The following is a 16,128-nucleotide window of genomic DNA, read 5'->3' as shown; positions in this document are numbered from 1 at the left end:
GTCGTTGGCGGGGATGAGAGAAGCGGGGAAGTCCGGCTCAGAAGCGGTGCTTGAGTGCCACGGTGAACTTGCGGGGCTCGCCGTAGGTGTAGCCACTCCAGGAGCTGTTGTAGTAAGCCTTGTCCAGCAGGTTGCTGATGTTCAGTTGCACGGTGGTGCGCGGGGTCAGGGCGTAGGCCGCCATGACATCCACGATGGCGTAGGCGGGCTGGCCCACCTGCTCGTCCAGGCCGGTGGCGGGGTTGGTGGCCGTGACCGGGGGTCTGCTTTCCCACACCAGGCCGCCGCCCAGGCTCAGGCCTTGCAGCGCGCCGTCGAGGGTGTGCCGGGTGAACAGCTTGAGTTGCTGGCGGGGGTGCTCGGTCACCACATGGGCGCCTTGTGCATCGCGGGCGCTGAACTGGGTCCAGCCCGCGCCCATTTGCCAGCCGGGGGCCACTTCACCCGACACCTCCAGTTCGACGCCCTGCGACTGGACCCCTCGCGCAGCGCGCGAGGCCACGGTCGCCGTGCCCGGTACGAAGTAGCCCGGATCGGGCGTGGCGAGCTTGTCCTGGTCGATGCGGAACACGGCGGCCGAGGCGTTGAGCCTGCCGTTGAAGTACTCGCCCTTGATCCCGACTTCCGAGCTGTCGCCTTCCAGCGGATCGAGGTACTGGCCGTTGCGGTCCTTTTCGGTCTGAGGCTTGAAGATGGTGGTGTGGCTGGCGTAGACCGACAGGTGGTCGTTCAGGTCGAACACCACGCCTGCGTACGGCGTGAGGACGCCGCTGTGCCGCAGGGTGTAGGCCACGGGGTTCCAGGCGCCGACCGCACCCTGTCGTTTCCAGTCGCTCACCCGTCCACCGACGATGAACTTGAGGGCGTCGGTGACCTGCAGGCGCGCCGCCGCATAGGCGCCGGTCTGGGTGGTCGTGTCCCGGCTGGCCAGGTAGAACGGCGACATGGCTGGTTCGGGGTAGCTGCCGTCCCATTCGTTGAAGTTGCCCACCTCGGGCGGGCCCGAGATGGCGTCGCGGTTGTCCCAGCCGTCCTTGAGCCGGCTGTGCATCACACCGACACTGAGCTCGTGTTCCCGCCCGCCCAGGCGGAAGGGGCCGGTGGCCGAGACGCTGGCGTGGTCCTGCGTGGGCTCGGCGTGGTAGTGGTAGGGATAGGCGGACAGGCCCAGGCCGGTGGACCGGTCGGGTGTGCCCATCACCCACAGCAATTTGGAGTCTTCCACCTGCTTGCGGTGCGCGAGGTCGGCGCGCACCAGCCACCGGTTGGCCAGCCGGTGTTCCAGGCTGGCGAAGGCCGTGGTCTCTTCGGTGTCCCACTGGTTCCAGCGCGTGGCGTTGGTTTTGGACCGGTCCCATTGGGAGCGCCCACCGTCGGCGTACCAGTAGGTCAGCCCTCCCCAGTAGACGCCGTTGCGCTTGCGGGTCTCGTGGCTGGCGCCCACGCTCAGGCGCGTGCCGGGGGCCAGGTCGGCGTCCACCACACCATAGAACAGGCTGCCCCGGGTGTTCTCCAGGTCGATGAAGGCGTCCTGGGCGTCGGCGCTCAGCACCAGACGCCCGCGGACCGAGGCGTCGCTGTTCAGGGGTGTGGTCATGTCCACGGTCCCGGCGCGGTGGTTCCAGCTGCCGAACTCGGTCTCCACCGTGGCCGTGAAGGTCTTGCTGTTGGCGTGCTTGCGCACCAGGTTGATGGCCGCGGACGGGTCGCCCGCGCCGTTCAGCAGACCGGTGGAGCCGCGCACCACTTCGATTCGGTCGAAGGGGGCTGTGCTGCTGGTTTCTGCGCCGATGTTGCCGGTGAACATGGGCACGCCGTCGAACTGGTAGTTGGTGATGAGGAAGCCGCGGGCCGAGAGGCCGTTGCGCCCGCGGTCCATGCTCTTGAGCGAGACACCGGGGGTGGCGCGCAGCGCATCCTCGACCGTGTCCATCGCCTGGTCCTGCATGCGCTCGTGGGTCACCACGCTCACCGACTGCGGTGTGTCGCGGATCGAGAGTGGCAGGCCGGTGGCGGTCGACGTGGCCTCCGTCGTGTAGGAACCCGAACCCTCCGAGGTGGCGTCGGGTGTTCGCTGGGCCTTGACGGTGACGGGCGCGAGCGTGGCCTCTTCGGTGGGCTGGGCGTAGGCCGGCAGGGTCAGCAGGCAGGCGGCGGACAGCGCCGCGCAGAGGGATGTGAGCGGGTGGTGCATGGCGGATCGGGACGGTGTGGGTGGGCGAGGCTGGGCGTGTGACTTCAGTACGCCCAGTTCAGCGTCACCGAGGCACTGCGTGGCTCGCCGTAGTAGTTCTGGTCCCACAGCAGGCTGTTGAGGTACTTCTCGTCGGTGGTGTTGCGCAGGTTGGCCGTCAGGCTCCAGTGCTTGCTCAAGCGGTAGCGCGCCATCAGGTCCAGCAGGGCGTAGGCGTCCTGCGCCGATGTGATGCCGCCGCCCTGGTCGCGCGAGATCGCGCTCTGCCACTTCAGGCTGGCCCCGAGTTCGAGGCCGGGCACGGCGTCGATGGCGACCGTGGTCGACAGGCGCAGGGTCTGGCGCGGCACGAAGGTGCGCACGTTCTGCCCGTCCTCGCCCTTGATGCGGTTCTGCGCGTAGCCCGCGCTCAGCTGCCAGCCCGGGGCCACGGTGCCGGCGATCTCGGCCTCGAAGCCGCGGGCGGTGGCATCGACCCCGCGGTAGTAGGAGATGCCGTTTGCAAAGCCGGCGTACTCGGCGGTGTTGTCCTGCTGTGTGCGGAAGACGGCGAGGCTGGCGTTCAGGCGCTTGTCGGTCGACTCGAACTTCAGGCCCAGTTCGCCGGTGCGGCCCTCCACCGGGTCGAGCACCGCTCCGCTGGCGTCCAGTTCGATCTGCGGGTTGAAGATGCTGGCGGCGCTGCCATAGACCGAAACGTTCGGATGGACGTCGTAGACCAGGCCGGCAAAGGGCAGCGTCTTGCTGGCGCGGTAGTTGTGGTCGACGCCGTACTGCACGCCCGCGCTGCTGGCGCGCGTGGCGTTCAGGCCGGCGATCAGCTTGAGGCTGTCGGTGAAGCTGAACTTGCCGGCGCTGTAGACCGTGCGGCGCTTGTCGATGCGGTGGCCGAAGGCGGAGACGCCCTGATCGAAGTCGGGCATCGCGAAGCTGCCGTCCAGCACCTGCTGCAGCGTCAGCGCCTGGCCCAGGTCGTCGTAGCTCGACGCCATGTCCACCTTGTTGCGGCCTGCCGAGGCGCCGAACACGGCCTCGTGCCGGCGGCCACCGAGCTCAAACGGACCCTTCACCTGCACGTCGGCGATGGTCTGGCGCTCCTGGTGGTCGTAGGTGGAGGGCCAGCTGAACAGGCCTGCGCCAGTGGCCCGGTCGGGCGTGCCGTAGATGTAGAGCATGGCCGTGTCCGAGCTGATGCGGCGCTGGTTGAGCGTGGCCTTGGCGCTCCAGCCGTTGCCCAGGTCGTGCAGCAACTCGGCGAAGCTGCGGCCGTCGTTGGTGTCCCAGCGCGCCCAGGCGGGCGCTGAACTGGCCGAGCGGTCGTAGTCGATGGCCGAACCGTCGCTGAAGTACAGCGGCAGCGCGCCCCACATCAGGCCCTGGGGCCGGTTGTTCTGCTGCGCGTGGCCCAGGGTCAGCACGGTGGCGTCGCCCAGGTCGGCCTCGACGATGCCCGAGGCCACCTGCTTGTGGGCGCGGTAGCGGTCGAGGTAGGAGTCCTTGTCCTCGTCGGCCACGATCAGGCGGCCGCGGATGCTGCCGCTGGCGTTCAGCGGGCCGGCCAGATCGGCGTCGACGCGCCGCAGGTTCCACGAGCCGAGGGTCAGGCCGGCGCTGGCCTGCAGCTGCGCCGTCGGGCGCTTGCGCACGAAGTTGACCGTGGCCGAGGGGTTGCCGGTGGACGAGAGCAGGCCGTTGGCGCCGCGCAGCACCTCGACGCGGTCGTAGATGGCGGTGTCCATGTCGCCGTTGAGCAGACCGGAGGCGAAGGGCAGGCCAATGCCGTCTTCCTGGAAGTTGGTGATGTCGAAGCCGCGGGCGGAAAAGTAGGTGCGGTCGGTCTCGACCTTCTCGACCTGCACGCCGGTGACGCCGGACAGCAGGGTGCGCACCTCGTTCAGGCCGAAAGCCTGCATCTGGGCCTGCGAGGTCACGCTGATGGACTGCGGCGTCTCGCGCAGGCGCAGGTCCAGGCCGGTGGCCGAGCTGGACACCGGCGCACCGAAGGCCGGTGACTGTTCGGTGGGGGCGGCGACCGCGCTCTCGCGCACGACCACCGTGCCCAGTGTGGGCTCGGGCGCAGCGGGTGCCGTCTGGGCCAGGGTGGACGGGGCCAGTCCGAACAGGACCGAACTGGCAATGGCGATGCGGGAGGCGAGGGCGAGCGGGCTGAGCGCTGCCGGGGCAGACAGGTGGGCGTTCATGGATCAAGAGACAGCGAATCCGTCGGGCGACGGGACATTGGCTGGCTCTTGAGGGCGTGCGCAGACGGACACGCCAGTGGCTGGCTGGTGTTAAATGATAACCATTATCAATACATGTTTCAAGATGCACGCCCTGCGATGGGTGTGCAGGGCGTCTCGCGGCCTCAGGTCACTGGGCGGACCCGGACCTGGGCGAACAGCCGCCGAACGTCTTCCGGTCGCGCCAGTCCGGTGCCGGCGGTCAGCAGCGCGGCCGAACCGGCGGCCACGCCCCAGGCGAAGGCCTGGTCCATCGGCATGCCGTGCTGCCAGGCCCAGACCAGGCCGGCCACGAAGCTGTCGCCCGCCCCGACCGCGCTGGCCACCGGCATGTCCAGCGGCGGCGCGAACCACATCGCGTCGCGCGTGACCAGCAGCGCGCCCAGGTGGCCCAGGGTCAGCGCGACGATCTCGGTCTTGCCGTCCTGCACCAGCTGGCGCGCCGCGGCTTGCCACTGCTCGGGGGTCTCCAGCATCTGGCCGCTGAGTTCGGCCAGCTCCTTGAGGTTGGGCTTGAACAGGAACACGCCCTCGGCCAGCGCCGCTGCCAGCGCGGGCCCCGAGGCGTCGAGCACCAGCTTGGCGCCGCGCTGGCGGCACAGCCGCGCGACGCGGGCGTAAAAATCGGGCGGCACGCCTGGCGGCAGGCTGCCGCTGGCCACCACCAAGTCGGGGAACTCGGTCAGGCCTTCGAGGTGCTGCAGGCAGGCCGTCCACTCGGCCTCGCTCAGGTGCGGGCCGGGCATGACGAAACGGAACTCGGCGCCCGTGCTGTGCTCGTGCACGGTGAAGCTCACGCGGGTTTCGTCGGCAATGGGCAGGAACACGCTGTCCAGCCCCTCGTCGCGCATGCGCTTTTCCAGCCAGTGGCCCGGGGAACCGCCGGTGGGGCACAGCGCCACGCAGCGCCCGCCCAGGCGCGTGAGCACACGCGCCACGTTGACGCCGCCACCGCCTGCGTCGTGCAGCGTGTCGCCGCAGCGCAGCTTGTGCGTGGGCACCACGGATTCGGTCTCGGTCGCGAGATCGACCGAGGGGTTCATGGTCAGGCAGAGGATGCGGGGCGGGGTGTTCATGGGGTGGTTGTACCGCATGGTCCGCCCGGCGACCCTGCGCCGGATCAAGCGCGCATCAGCGCTTCGATCTCGTCGGCCTTGACCGGCACATCGCGGGTGATGAGTTCGCAGCCGGTTTCGGTGACGATGGCGTCGTCCTCGATGCGGATGCCGATATTCCAGAACGCTTCGGGCACGCCTTCGCCGGGCCGCACATACAGGCCAGGCTCGATGGTCAGCGCCATGCCGGGGCGCAGGATGCGGCTGGGCCGGTCCTTGATGATTTCGCCCGACAGCGGGTCCTTGCGTTCGCTGACCTGGCCCACTTCGCTCGGCTCGACATAGCTGCCGCAGTCGTGCACGTCCATGCCCAGCCAGTGGCCGGTGCGGTGCATGTAGAACGGGAAGTAGGCGCGGTTGGCGATCACGTCCTGCGCACTGCCGACCTTGTTCTTGTCCAGCAGGCCGACGTCGAGCAGGCCCTGCGCCAGCACGGCCACCGTGGCTTCATGCGGGTCGGTGAAACGGTTGCCCGGTTTCGTCGCGGCCACTGCCGCGTCCTGCGAGGCCAGCACCAGGTCGTACAGCGTGCGCTGCGGGCCGGTGAAGACGCCGTTGGCCGGGAAGGTGCGGGTGATGTCGCTGGCGTAGCCGTCGAGCTCGCAGCCGGCGTCGATCAGCACCAGTTCGCCGCTGCGGATGGGCGCGGCGTCGGCGCGGTAGTGCAGCACGCAGGCGTTGGCGCCGGCGGCGACGATGCTGCCGTAGGCCGGGTACTGCGAGCCCTGCTGGCGGAACTCGTGCAGCAGTTCGGCGTCCAGGTGGTACTCGCGCACGTCCTGCCCGGCGCGCAGCATGGCGGCGCTGCGCTGCATGGCGCGGATGTGGGCGCGCGCGCTGATCTGCGCCGCGCGGCGCATCACGGCCTGTTCGTGTGCGTCTTTGAACAGGCGCATCTCGTCCAGTGGGCCACACAGGTCGCGCTGTTGCTCGGGGCAGAGCGCGCCGTAGCGCACGCGGGCGCGCACCGGTTCCAGCCAGCCGTTGATGCGGCCGTCCAGGCCCTTGTGGGTGGCAAACGGGTACCAGACCACGCTGCGATTCTCCAGCAACTTCGGCAGCCGCTGGTTCAGCTCGGTCACCGGGAAGGCGGCCTGCACGCCGAGGGCGTCGGGTGCGGCGGCCGGACCGAGGCGGATGCCGTCCCAGATCTCGCGTTCTTGGTCTTTGGGGTTGCAGAACAGCGTGGCCTCGCCTTCGGCGGTCAGCACCAGCCAGGCGTTGGGCTCATTAAAACCGGTCAGGTAGTAGAAGTAGCTGTCGTGCCGGAACAGGAAGTCGCTGTCGCGGTTGCGCTGCTGCTCGGGCGCGGTGGGCACGATGGCGATGCCGCCGGGGGTCAGCTGCGCGGCCAGGCGGGCGCGGCGCTGTGCGTAGAGGGTGAATGAGGTCTGGGCGTCCATCGCCGCATTGTGCGGCTTTTGATTGCGCGCGTGCGGCGCAGGGTCAGCGGTTCAGCTCGTCCAGTCGCTCGGGCGTGCCGACGTCGGTCCAGGGCCCGCGGTACAGCTCGGCGCTCACGCGGCCGGCGTCCATGGCCTTGCGCAGCAGCGGCGCCAGGGGCTCGGCGGTGCCTTGCGGGTTGCCCGGGATGGTGTCGCACCACGGGGCTTCGAACAGCGCGCGCCGGTACAGGCCGATGGTGCTGTAGGTGAAGCGCTCGCCGTCGGCGGTGTTCAGCGCACGGCCGTTGGCCGAGAGCCCGAAATCCCCGCGGGGGTTGTGGGGCGGGTTGGGCACCAGCCAGAGGTGCGCCAGGTCGTCGCAGGCGAGGAAACGGTCCACGCTGTCCTGGCTGAAAACGAAATCCGGCGCGTACACATCGCCTGCCAGCACCCAGAAGACCTCGCCCAGCAGCGGCAGCGCGCGCGAGATGCCGCCCGCCGTCTCCAGGGCGTAGCCGAAGTCCTGCCCTTCGTGCGAGAAACGCAGCTCGGCGCCCGGGTGCTGCTGCGGCCAGCCGGCATAGTGCTCGGCGATCTGTTCACCCAGCCATGCAGTGTTGATCACCAGCCGTTCAAAGCCGTCCCGCGACAGCGCCTCCATGGCCCACTGCATCAGCGGCTGGCCGCGCAGCGGCAGCAGGGGCTTGGGGGTCGTGTCGGTGAGCGGCCGCATGCGCATGCCCCGGCCGGCGGCCAGGATCATGGCGGGAATGGGCGTGTGGAGGGTGGAGTCCATGGTGGGTGCGCGTTCGGTGAACCGCCGCGCGCATTATGGTCCGCCGACCGGGGCCGATAAAATCCCTGGTTTCGGCACGCGCCGACCTCATCTCTCCTCCCTCCCCCGCACCATGTCCGACGCCACCCCCAGCACCGCCCCCGCCCCTGTTTCCACCGTGAGCGCCCAGACCCAGGCCAACGCCATCCGCGCGCTCGCCATGGACGCGGTGCAGGCCGCCAACTCCGGCCACCCCGGCGCCCCCATGGGCATGGCCGACATGGCCGTCGCGCTCTGGGGCCGCCACCTGCGCCACAACCCGACCAACCCCGCCTGGGCCAACCGCGACCGCTTCGTGCTGTCCAACGGCCACGGCTCCATGCTGATTTACGCGCTGCTGCACCTCACGGGCTACAAGCTGCCCATCGGCGAACTCAAGAACTTCCGCCAGCTGCACAGCAAGACCGCCGGCCACCCCGAAGTGGGCGTGACCCCGGGCGTGGAAACCACCACCGGCCCGTTGGGCCAGGGCATCACCAACGCGGTGGGCATGGCGCTGGCCGAGAAGCTGCTGGCCGCCGAGTTCAACCGCGAAGGCCACGCCATCGTCGACCACCACACCTACGTCTTCATGGGCGACGGCTGCCTGATGGAAGGCATCAGCCACGAGGCCGTGGCCCTGGCCGGTGCCTGGAAGCTCAACAAGCTGATCGCCCTGTACGACGACAACGGCATCTCCATCGACGGCCAGGTCGCGCCCTGGTTCATCGACGACACGCCCAAGCGTTTTGAAGCCTGCGGCTGGAACGTGATCCGCGCCGTCGACGGCCACGACGCCGACGCCGTGAGCGCCGCCATCGCCGCCGCCAAGAACAGCGCCGACAAGCCGACCCTGATCTGCTGCAAGACCAGCATCGGCAAGGGCAGCCCGAACCGCGCCAACACCGCCAAGGCCCACGGCGAGCCGCTGGGCGCCGAAGAAATCAAGCTCACCCGCGAAGCCCTGGGCTGGAGCCACGAGCCCTTCAAGATTCCCAAGGACGTGTACGCCGCCTGGGACGCCAAGGACGCTGGCAAGGCCGCCGAGGCCGCGTGGAACGCCCAGTTCGCCGCTTACAAGGCCGCTTTCCCCGAACTGGCCAAGGAATTCACCCGCCGCATGAAGGGCGAGCTGCCCAAGGCCTTCAACCAGGTGGCCGTCAACGCCGCCGTCGAAGCTCACACCAAGGCCGAGACCGTGGCCAGCCGCAAGGCCAGCCAGATCGCGCTGGAGCATTTCACCGCGGCCCTGCCCGAGCTGCTGGGCGGTTCGGCCGACCTGACCGGCTCCAACCTGACCAACACCAAGTCCACGCCCAACCTGCGCTTCGACCTGGCCGGCAATGTTGTGAAGAACGAGGCCGGCGTGGGCGGCCGCCACATCAACTACGGCGTGCGCGAATTCGGCATGGCCGCGATCATGAACGGCGTTGCCCTGCACGGTGGTTTCATCCCCTACGGCGGCACCTTCCTCACGTTCAGCGACTACAGTCGCAACGCCATCCGCATGGCCGCGCTGATGAAGCAGCGCGTGATCCACGTGTTCACGCACGACTCCATCGGCCTGGGCGAAGACGGCCCGACCCACCAGTCGATCGAACACGTCGCCAGCCTGCGCCTGATCCCGGGCCTGGACGTCTGGCGCCCGGCCGACACGGCCGAAACCGCCGTGGCCTGGGCCGTGGCCCTGCAGACCGCCAACCGCCCCAGCGCGCTGTGCCTGTCGCGCCAGAACCTGCCGTACGCACCCAAGACCGACCTGGCCGACATCAGCAAGGGCGGCTACGTGCTGTCCGAGCCTGCCGACGTCGGCCTGAAGAAGAAGGCCCAGGCGGTCATCATCGCCACCGGTTCCGAAGTGCAGCTGGCCCTCAAGGCCCAGGAAGCCCTGGCCAAGGAACACAAGATCGCAGTGCGCGTGGTCTCGCTGCCCAGCACCAGCGTGTTCGACCGCCAGAGCGCCGACTACAAGGCCGCCGTGCTGCCCAAGGGCCTGCCGCGCGTGGCAGTCGAGATGGGTTCGACCGACGGCTGGTGGAAGTACGGCGTGTCGGCCGTGGTCGGCATCGACACCTACGGCGAATCGGCACCGGCGCCGGTGCTGTTCAAGCACTTCGGTTTCACCCCCGAGAACGTGGCCGACACGGTGCGTGCCGTGCTGGCGAAGTAATCAGAGTTCGGTTTTTTTCATCCATCCACAGGAGCAGAAGACATGGCTATCAAAGTCGGTATCAATGGTTTTGGCCGCATCGGCCGCAACGTGCTGCGCAGCGCGATCCAGAACTTCCCGGACATCGAGATCGTGGCCATCAACGATCTGCTCGAGCCCGACTACCTGGCCTACATGCTCCAGTACGACAGCGTGCACGGCCGCTTCAAGGGCACCGTTTCGGTGGAAGGCAACACCCTGGTCGTCAACGGCAAGAAGATCCGCCTGACCGCCGAAAAGGACCCCGCCGCCCTGAAGTGGAACGAAGTCGGCGCCGACGTGGTGATCGAGTCCACCGGCATCTTCCTGGACAAGGCCGGTGGCGAGAAGCATCTGGCCGCAGGCGCCAAGAAGGTCATCTTCTCCGCCCCGTCCAAGGACGACACCCCGATGTTCGTCTTCGGCGTGAACGACAAGACCTACGCCGGTCAGGCCATCATCTCCAACGCTTCCTGCACCACCAACTGCCTGGCCCCCGTGGCCAAGGTGCTGCACGACAAGTGGGGCATCAAGCGCGGCCTGATGACCACCGTGCACGCCGCCACCGCCACGCAGAAGACCGTGGACGGCCCGTCCAACAAGGACTGGCGCGGTGGCCGTGGCATCCTGGAAAACATCATCCCGTCCTCCACCGGCGCTGCCAAGGCCGTGGGCGTGGTGATCCCCGAGCTGAACAAGAAGCTGACCGGCATGTCCTTCCGCGTGCCGACCTCCGACGTGTCGGTGGTCGACCTGACCGTCGAGCTGAACAGCGAAGCCACCTACGAAGAGATCAAGGCCGAGATGAAGGCGCAGAGCCAGGGCGCGCTCAAGGGCGTGCTGGGCTACACGGAAGACAAGGTGGTGGCCACCGACTTCCGCGGCGAGACCTGCACCTCGGTGTTCGACGCCGACGCCGGCATCGCGCTGGACAAGACCTTCGTGAAGGTCGTGAGCTGGTACGACAACGAGTGGGGCTACTCCAACAAGTGCCTCGAAATGGTCCGCGTCGTCGCGAAGTAAGGCCCACCCCCGCGCCGCGCCTGCGGCGCGTCACCCCCTCAAGGGGGCATCACGTGCGGCCCGGCGAAGCCGGGACCAAAGTGATTGCTGGACGAGAAAAAAGCCGCTGTTTTCACAGCGGCTTTTTTTATTCGCAGGCTTGGAGTTTTTTGCCGGCGAGGGGCTCGCCCAGGCTCTCGATGGCCGTGCGCTGCTCGTCGGTGATCGCGGGCAGGCGCAGGGCCCACGAGACGCTTTCAGGGCGTTCCAGGGCGGCGCGTGCGGTGCGCACGCCCTTCCTGGCAACGTCTTTGAGCGCCTGCTGCACCGACTCCTCGCTGGAGAAGGTGCCCAGGGCCAGGCCCGGCCCGGCCGTGGGCAGGTTGACTTCGCGGAACTCGATCTTGAGTTCGCGCAGCTCGCCCTTCTTCTTTTCCATCTGCTCGTCGTTGTAGCGCCCCATGTAGACGATCCAGCGTCCGGAGGACTTCGCCTCGCTGAACTGCCAGAGCGCTTCGTTCAGGCCGGTGCTGCCCAGCGCGGCGCGCAGCGCGTCGGCCTGTGGCGCCGTGAAGCCGCTGGCCTGCCAGCAGGACGTGGCGGGTGCGACCTCCGTTTGCGCGCCGGTGGCCGATGCGTCGGTGGCCTGCGCCAGGTCCTCGGCTTCTGCGCGGGGGCCGTTGAGCAGTCGCAGCGTGCCCGGTTCGATCTGTGCGTTCAAGCGTTCGGGTTCGCTCTGCTGTACGGGCGCCATGCCAAGGCCGGCCAGGAAGCCCTGGGTCCAGGCGAAATAGACGGCGTTGGCCAGCAGCAGGGAGATGGCCACCAGTCTCAGCATGGGCGCACGCTCACTTCTGCGCTGTGCACGGTGCGCAGCCCCTGTGCCGTCCGCACGCGCAGGGCTCCTTGTGCGTCGACACCTTCGGCGGAGCCTTCCGTGCCGTCGGTCAGGCGCACGGCGCGGCCGAACAGGGCGTCGCGCTGCGCGAAGCGGTTGGCAAAGGGGGCGAACCCGTCCGCCCCGAAGCGCAGCACGTCGCGCACCAGCGCAGGCGCGACCAAGGCCAGGGTTTCGCCGGCGGTCACGCCGATGCGCACCTCGGCCAGCCCCGCCGGCGGCATGGCCGCCACCGCGCCAGGCGTGGCGAGCGACTGCACGACCGCTGCCTCCGGGCGCGCGATGTTGATGCCGACCCCGATCACCACGGTGCGCGGTGCAGAGGCACCGTCACCGGTGCCTGCCGTCTCGACCAGGATGCCGCCCAGCTTGCGCTGCTGCAGCCAGAGGTCGTTGGGCCACTTCAGCCGCACATCGGGGTTCAGACTCTCGGCCAGACTCACCCCCACCGCCAGCGACAGGCCCGACCAGTCGGCAGGCGCCAGCGGCAGCGCCAGCGAGAAGGTCAGCGACTGGCCGGCCTTGCTGTGCCAGCCTTTGCCCATGCGCCCCCGACCTGCGGTCTGCTCTTCGGCGGTCAGCAGCACCGGCTCCAGCAACCCGTCCCGGGCGCGGCGCATCAGCTCGCTGCTGGTCGAGTCGATGCTGGGCAGCACCTCGACGGTGAAGGTCGGCAGGTCGGTGACGACCGACTGCCAGACCGATTCGGCGTGGGCGAGCAGGTCGGTCATCCCAGCTTGGTGGCTTTTCCGCCGCGTTTGGGGGCCAGCAGCGTGCCGCGGCAGCTTTTCGCACCGCACCAGCATGGGTACTGCTTCTTGAGGGCCGGCGTGTAGGGCTCGTCGATCACCAGGCCGTAGTCGTAGAACAGCTCTTCGCCGGCCTTGATGTTGCGCCGTGCGCGGATGAACACCCGGCCCTCGTCGGTCTCGGCCTCGCAGTTGGGGTCGCAGCTGTGGTTGATCCAGCGCGAGGAGTTGCCACCGTATTTGGCATCGATGACGTGGTCCTCGTCGATGTGGAAATAGAAGGTGTGGTTCGGGTCCTTCGGGTCGTGCGGGTGGCGGCGCAGCGCCTCGTCCCAGGTGATGACCTCGCCCACGTACTCGATCACGGTCTCGCCTTCGGCCAGATCGACCACGGCGTACACGCCCTTGCCATGGACGCCCGAGCGGCGGGTCTGGATGCGGCGTGCGGGGGCGGTTTTCTTCACGATCGGGAATTTTGGTAAGGTTGTTTCATGCAGGTGCGCGCGTGTGTGCGTGTGCGCCCCCGTGCGCGTGTACACGCGCGTGAAGCCCAAATTGTAGAGATGAACAAAACACTGGTCATTGCAGAGAAGCCGTCCGTGGCCCAGGACATCGTGCGCGCGCTCACCCCGGTGGCGGGTAAGTTCGACAAGCACGACGACCATTTCGAGAACGAGCAGTACGTCGTGACCTCCGCCGTCGGCCACCTGGTGGAGATCGCTGCGCCCGAGCAGTTCGACGTCAAGCGCGGCAAGTGGAGCTTTGCCCATCTGCCGGTGCTGCCGCCGTTCTTCGAGCTCAAACCCATCGACAAAACCAAGTCGCGCCTGTCGGCCGTGGTCAAACTGGCCAAGCGCAAGGACGTGGGCCGGCTGATCAACGCCTGCGACGCGGGCCGCGAGGGTGAGCTGATCTTCCGCCTGATCGAGCAGTACGCCGGCGGCCAGAAGAACGGCCAGTACCAGGGCCTGGGCAAGCCGGTCCAGCGCCTGTGGCTGCAGTCCATGACGCCGGCCGCCATCCGCGATGGCTTCGAGAAGCTGCGCAGCGACGAGCAGATGCGCGGCCTGGCCGACGCGGCCCGCAGCCGCTCCGAGGCCGACTGGCTGGTGGGCATCAACGGCACGCGTGCCATGACCGCCTTCAACTCGCGCGACGGGGGGTTCTTCCTGACCACCGTGGGTCGGGTGCAGACGCCCACGCTGTCCATCGTGGTCGAGCGCGAAGAACAGATCCGCGCGCACCGCAGCCGCGACTATTGGGAAATCCACGCGTCCTTCCTGGCCGAGGCGGGCGAGTACCCCGGCAAGTGGTTCGATCCGGCGTTCAAGAAGCCCACGGGCGACGATGCCGACGCCGACCTGCGCGCCGACCGCCTCTGGGACCACCGCGAGGCGCTGGCCATCGTCGAGGCGGTGCGCGGCAAGGCCGCCAGCGTCACCGAAGAGAGCAAGCCCACGACGCAGGCCAGCGGCCTGCTGTACGACCTGACCAGCCTGCAGCGCGAGGCCAACGGCCGCTTCGGCTTCTCGGCCAAGACGACGCTGCAGCTGGCGCAGAGCCTGTACGAACGCCACAAGGCCCTGACCTACCCCCGGACCGACTCGCGCCACCTGCCCGAGGACTACCTGGGCACGGTCAAGCAGACGTTTGAAATGCTGGCCGACAGCGGCATGAAGCACCTGGCGCCGCACGCGCTGACGGCACTCAACGGGAACTACATCAAGCCCAGCAAGCGCATCTTCGACAACAGCAAGGTCTCGGACCACTTTGCCATCATCCCGACGCTGCAGGCGCCCAGCGGCCTGAGCGAGGCCGAGCAGAAGCTCTACGACCTGGTGGTGCGCCGCTTCCTGGCGGTGTTCTTCCCCAGCGCCGAGTTCATGGTGACGACGCGCATTTCGAAGGTGCTCAATCACCACTTCAAGACCGAAGGCAAGGTGCTGGTCAAGCCGGGCTGGATGGCGGTCTACGGCAAGGAAGCCGCCGAAGACGTGGAAGGTGCGAAGGACGGCGACAAGGGCCAGAACCTGGTGCCGGTGCGCGAGGGCGAGACCGTGCGCACCGAGACCATCGAGGCCAAGGGCCTGAAGACCAAGCCGCCTGCGCGCTATTCGGAAGCGACGCTGCTGGGCGCGATGGAAGGCGCGGGCAAGTTCATCGAGGACGACGAGCTGCGCGAAGCCATGCAGGAAAAGGGCCTGGGCACCCCGGCCACGCGCGCGGCCATCATCGAAGGCCTGCTGAACGAAAAGTACATGCTGCGCGAAGGCCGGGAGATGATCCCGACCGCCAAGGCCTTCCAGCTCATGACCCTGTTGCGCGGCTTGGAGGTGGAAGAACTCTCCAGGCCCGAACTGACCGGCGAGTGGGAATACAAGCTGGCGCAGATGGAACACGGCAAGCTCTCGCGCGCCGCCTTCATGGCCGAGATCGCCGCCATGACCGAACGCCTGGTGAAGAAGGCCAAGGAATACGACCGCGACACCGTGCCCGGGAACTACGCCACGCTCGAAGCGCCCTGCCCCAACTGCGGCGGCGTGGTGAAGGAAAACTACCGGCGCTACGCCTGCACCGGCGCCGACGGCACCAGCGAAGGCTGCGGCTTCTCGTTCACCAAGTCGCCCGCGGGCCGCACTTTCGAGGTGGCCGAAGCCGAGGCCTTCGTGCGCGACAGGCACATCGGTCCGCTCGAAGGCTTCCGCTCCAAGGCGGGCTGGCCCTTCGTGGCCGAGATGACGCTCAAGTACAGCGAAGACGACAAGAACTGGAAGCTGGAGTTCGACTTCGGCGACGACAAGAACGCCGAAGAAACCGGTGAGCTGGTGGATTTCGCGGACCAGGAGGGACTGGGTGCCTGCCCGGTCTGCGGTTCGCCAGTGTTCGAGCATGGGGCCAACTATGTCTGCAGCAAGGCGGTGCCCACGGCCGCCCAGCCCACGCCCAGCTGCACGTTCAAGAGCGGCAAGATCATCCTGCAGCAGCCGGTGGCGCGCGAGCAGATGAGCAAGCTGCTGGAAACGGGCAAGACCGACCTGCTGGACAAGTTCGTCTCCATGCGCACGCGCCGCAGCTTCAAGGCCTTCCTGGCCTGGGACAAGGAGGCGGGCAAGGTGAACTTCGAGTTCGAGCCGCGCGAGAGCAAGTTCCCGCCGCGCAAGACCGCCGGTGGCGCTGCACGACCGGCGGCCAAGGCCGCGCCTGCGAAGAATGCCGCCGCAGCCAAAAAGGCGCCGGTCGCGAAAAAGACCGCAGCGCCCAAGGCCCCGCGCAAGACCACGGCCGCCACCGGCAAGCAGCCCAGCGCCGCGCTGGCTGCGGTGATCGGCAGCGAGCCGGTCTCGCGCCCCGAGGTGGTCAAGAAGCTGTGGGACTACATCAAGGCGAATGGCCTGCAGGACGCGGCTGACAAGCGCAAGGTCAACGCCGACGCCAAGCTGCGCCCGGTGTTCGGCAAGGACCAGGTCACGATGTTCGAGATCGCCGGCATCGTCGGCCAGCACTTGGCAGACTGAGCTTCCACTTCAACACAGCAACAGGAGA

The 16,128-nt window shown here is 68.2% G+C and carries 11 protein-coding genes; 3 read left to right on the top strand and 8 right to left on the bottom strand.

Annotated features, from left to right (window positions below):
• Positions 1-37: 37 nt before the first annotated feature.
• The 5 genes from ACFOPI_RS00555 to ACFOPI_RS00535 all read right to left on the bottom strand — a co-directional run bounded on the left by ACFOPI_RS00555 (position 38) and on the right by ACFOPI_RS00535 (position 7,697).
• Positions 38-2,194 (bottom strand): TonB-dependent siderophore receptor, encoded by a 2,157-nt coding sequence (locus ACFOPI_RS00555; protein WP_382169707.1) that lies wholly within the window; start codon positions 2,192-2,194, stop codon positions 38-40.
• 44 nt (positions 2,195-2,238) lie between these two features.
• Complete coding sequence (locus ACFOPI_RS00550; protein WP_382169705.1) at positions 2,239-4,395, bottom strand: TonB-dependent siderophore receptor; 2,157 nt, start codon at positions 4,393-4,395, stop codon at positions 2,239-2,241.
• A gap of 164 nt (positions 4,396-4,559) precedes the next feature.
• Positions 4,560-5,510 (bottom strand): 1-phosphofructokinase family hexose kinase, encoded by a 951-nt coding sequence (locus ACFOPI_RS00545; RefSeq protein WP_382169703.1) that lies wholly within the window; start codon positions 5,508-5,510, stop codon positions 4,560-4,562.
• 44 nt (positions 5,511-5,554) lie between these two features.
• Entirely contained in the window at positions 5,555-6,952 is a 1,398-nt protein-coding gene (locus tag ACFOPI_RS00540) for an aminopeptidase P N-terminal domain-containing protein (RefSeq protein ID WP_382169701.1), read from the bottom strand.
• Between the two features lie 43 nt (positions 6,953-6,995).
• Positions 6,996-7,697, bottom strand: a complete 702-nt coding sequence (locus ACFOPI_RS00535; RefSeq protein WP_382170914.1) for a nucleotidyltransferase family protein — start codon at positions 7,695-7,697, stop codon at positions 6,996-6,998.
• Positions 7,698-7,842: 145 nt separating this feature from the next.
• Between ACFOPI_RS00535 and tkt the strand changes: the two genes are divergently transcribed.
• Both tkt and gap read left to right on the top strand, forming a co-directional pair.
• The gene (gene tkt / locus ACFOPI_RS00530; RefSeq protein ID WP_382169699.1) at positions 7,843-9,918 is read left to right on the top strand and encodes a transketolase; all 2,076 of its coding nucleotides are present in this window, start codon (positions 7,843-7,845) and stop codon (positions 9,916-9,918) included.
• A 42-nt stretch (positions 9,919-9,960) separates the two neighbouring features.
• Positions 9,961-10,959 (top strand): type I glyceraldehyde-3-phosphate dehydrogenase, encoded by a 999-nt coding sequence (gene gap, locus ACFOPI_RS00525; protein ID WP_382169698.1) that lies wholly within the window; start codon positions 9,961-9,963, stop codon positions 10,957-10,959.
• Positions 10,960-11,086: 127 nt separating this feature from the next.
• Here gap and ACFOPI_RS00520 read toward each other — a convergent pair whose 3' ends face one another.
• Genes ACFOPI_RS00520 through ACFOPI_RS00510 form a run of 3 tightly spaced genes read right to left on the bottom strand, consistent with a single transcriptional unit; the run spans position 11,087 to position 13,049 of the window.
• Positions 11,087-11,776, bottom strand: coding sequence for an SPOR domain-containing protein (locus ACFOPI_RS00520; protein ID WP_382169696.1), 690 nt, complete (start codon positions 11,774-11,776; stop codon positions 11,087-11,089).
• The gene (locus ACFOPI_RS00515) at positions 11,770-12,567 is read right to left on the bottom strand and encodes a biotin--[acetyl-CoA-carboxylase] ligase (RefSeq protein ID WP_382169694.1); all 798 of its coding nucleotides are present in this window, start codon (positions 12,565-12,567) and stop codon (positions 11,770-11,772) included. The genes ACFOPI_RS00520 and ACFOPI_RS00515 overlap by 7 nt, the downstream gene beginning before the upstream one ends.
• A complete protein-coding gene (locus ACFOPI_RS00510) occupies positions 12,564-13,049 on the bottom strand; it encodes an SET domain-containing protein (RefSeq protein WP_382169692.1) in 486 nt (161 codons plus the stop codon). The genes ACFOPI_RS00515 and ACFOPI_RS00510 overlap by 4 nt, the downstream gene beginning before the upstream one ends.
• Before the next feature lie 99 nt (positions 13,050-13,148).
• Between ACFOPI_RS00510 and ACFOPI_RS00505 the strand changes: the two genes are divergently transcribed.
• On the top strand, positions 13,149-16,100 hold the full coding sequence (locus tag ACFOPI_RS00505) for a DNA topoisomerase III (RefSeq protein WP_382169690.1): 2,952 nt from the start codon (positions 13,149-13,151) through the stop codon (positions 16,098-16,100).
• Positions 16,101-16,128 lie beyond the last annotated feature (28 nt).

It is taken from the genome of Hydrogenophaga luteola (assembly GCF_042648585.1).
Taxonomy (GTDB): Bacteria; Pseudomonadota; Gammaproteobacteria; order Burkholderiales; family Burkholderiaceae_C; genus Hydrogenophaga; species Hydrogenophaga luteola.
The sequence above is the reverse complement of the archived record's forward strand: the minus strand, read 5'-3'. Positions and strand labels throughout refer to the sequence as shown.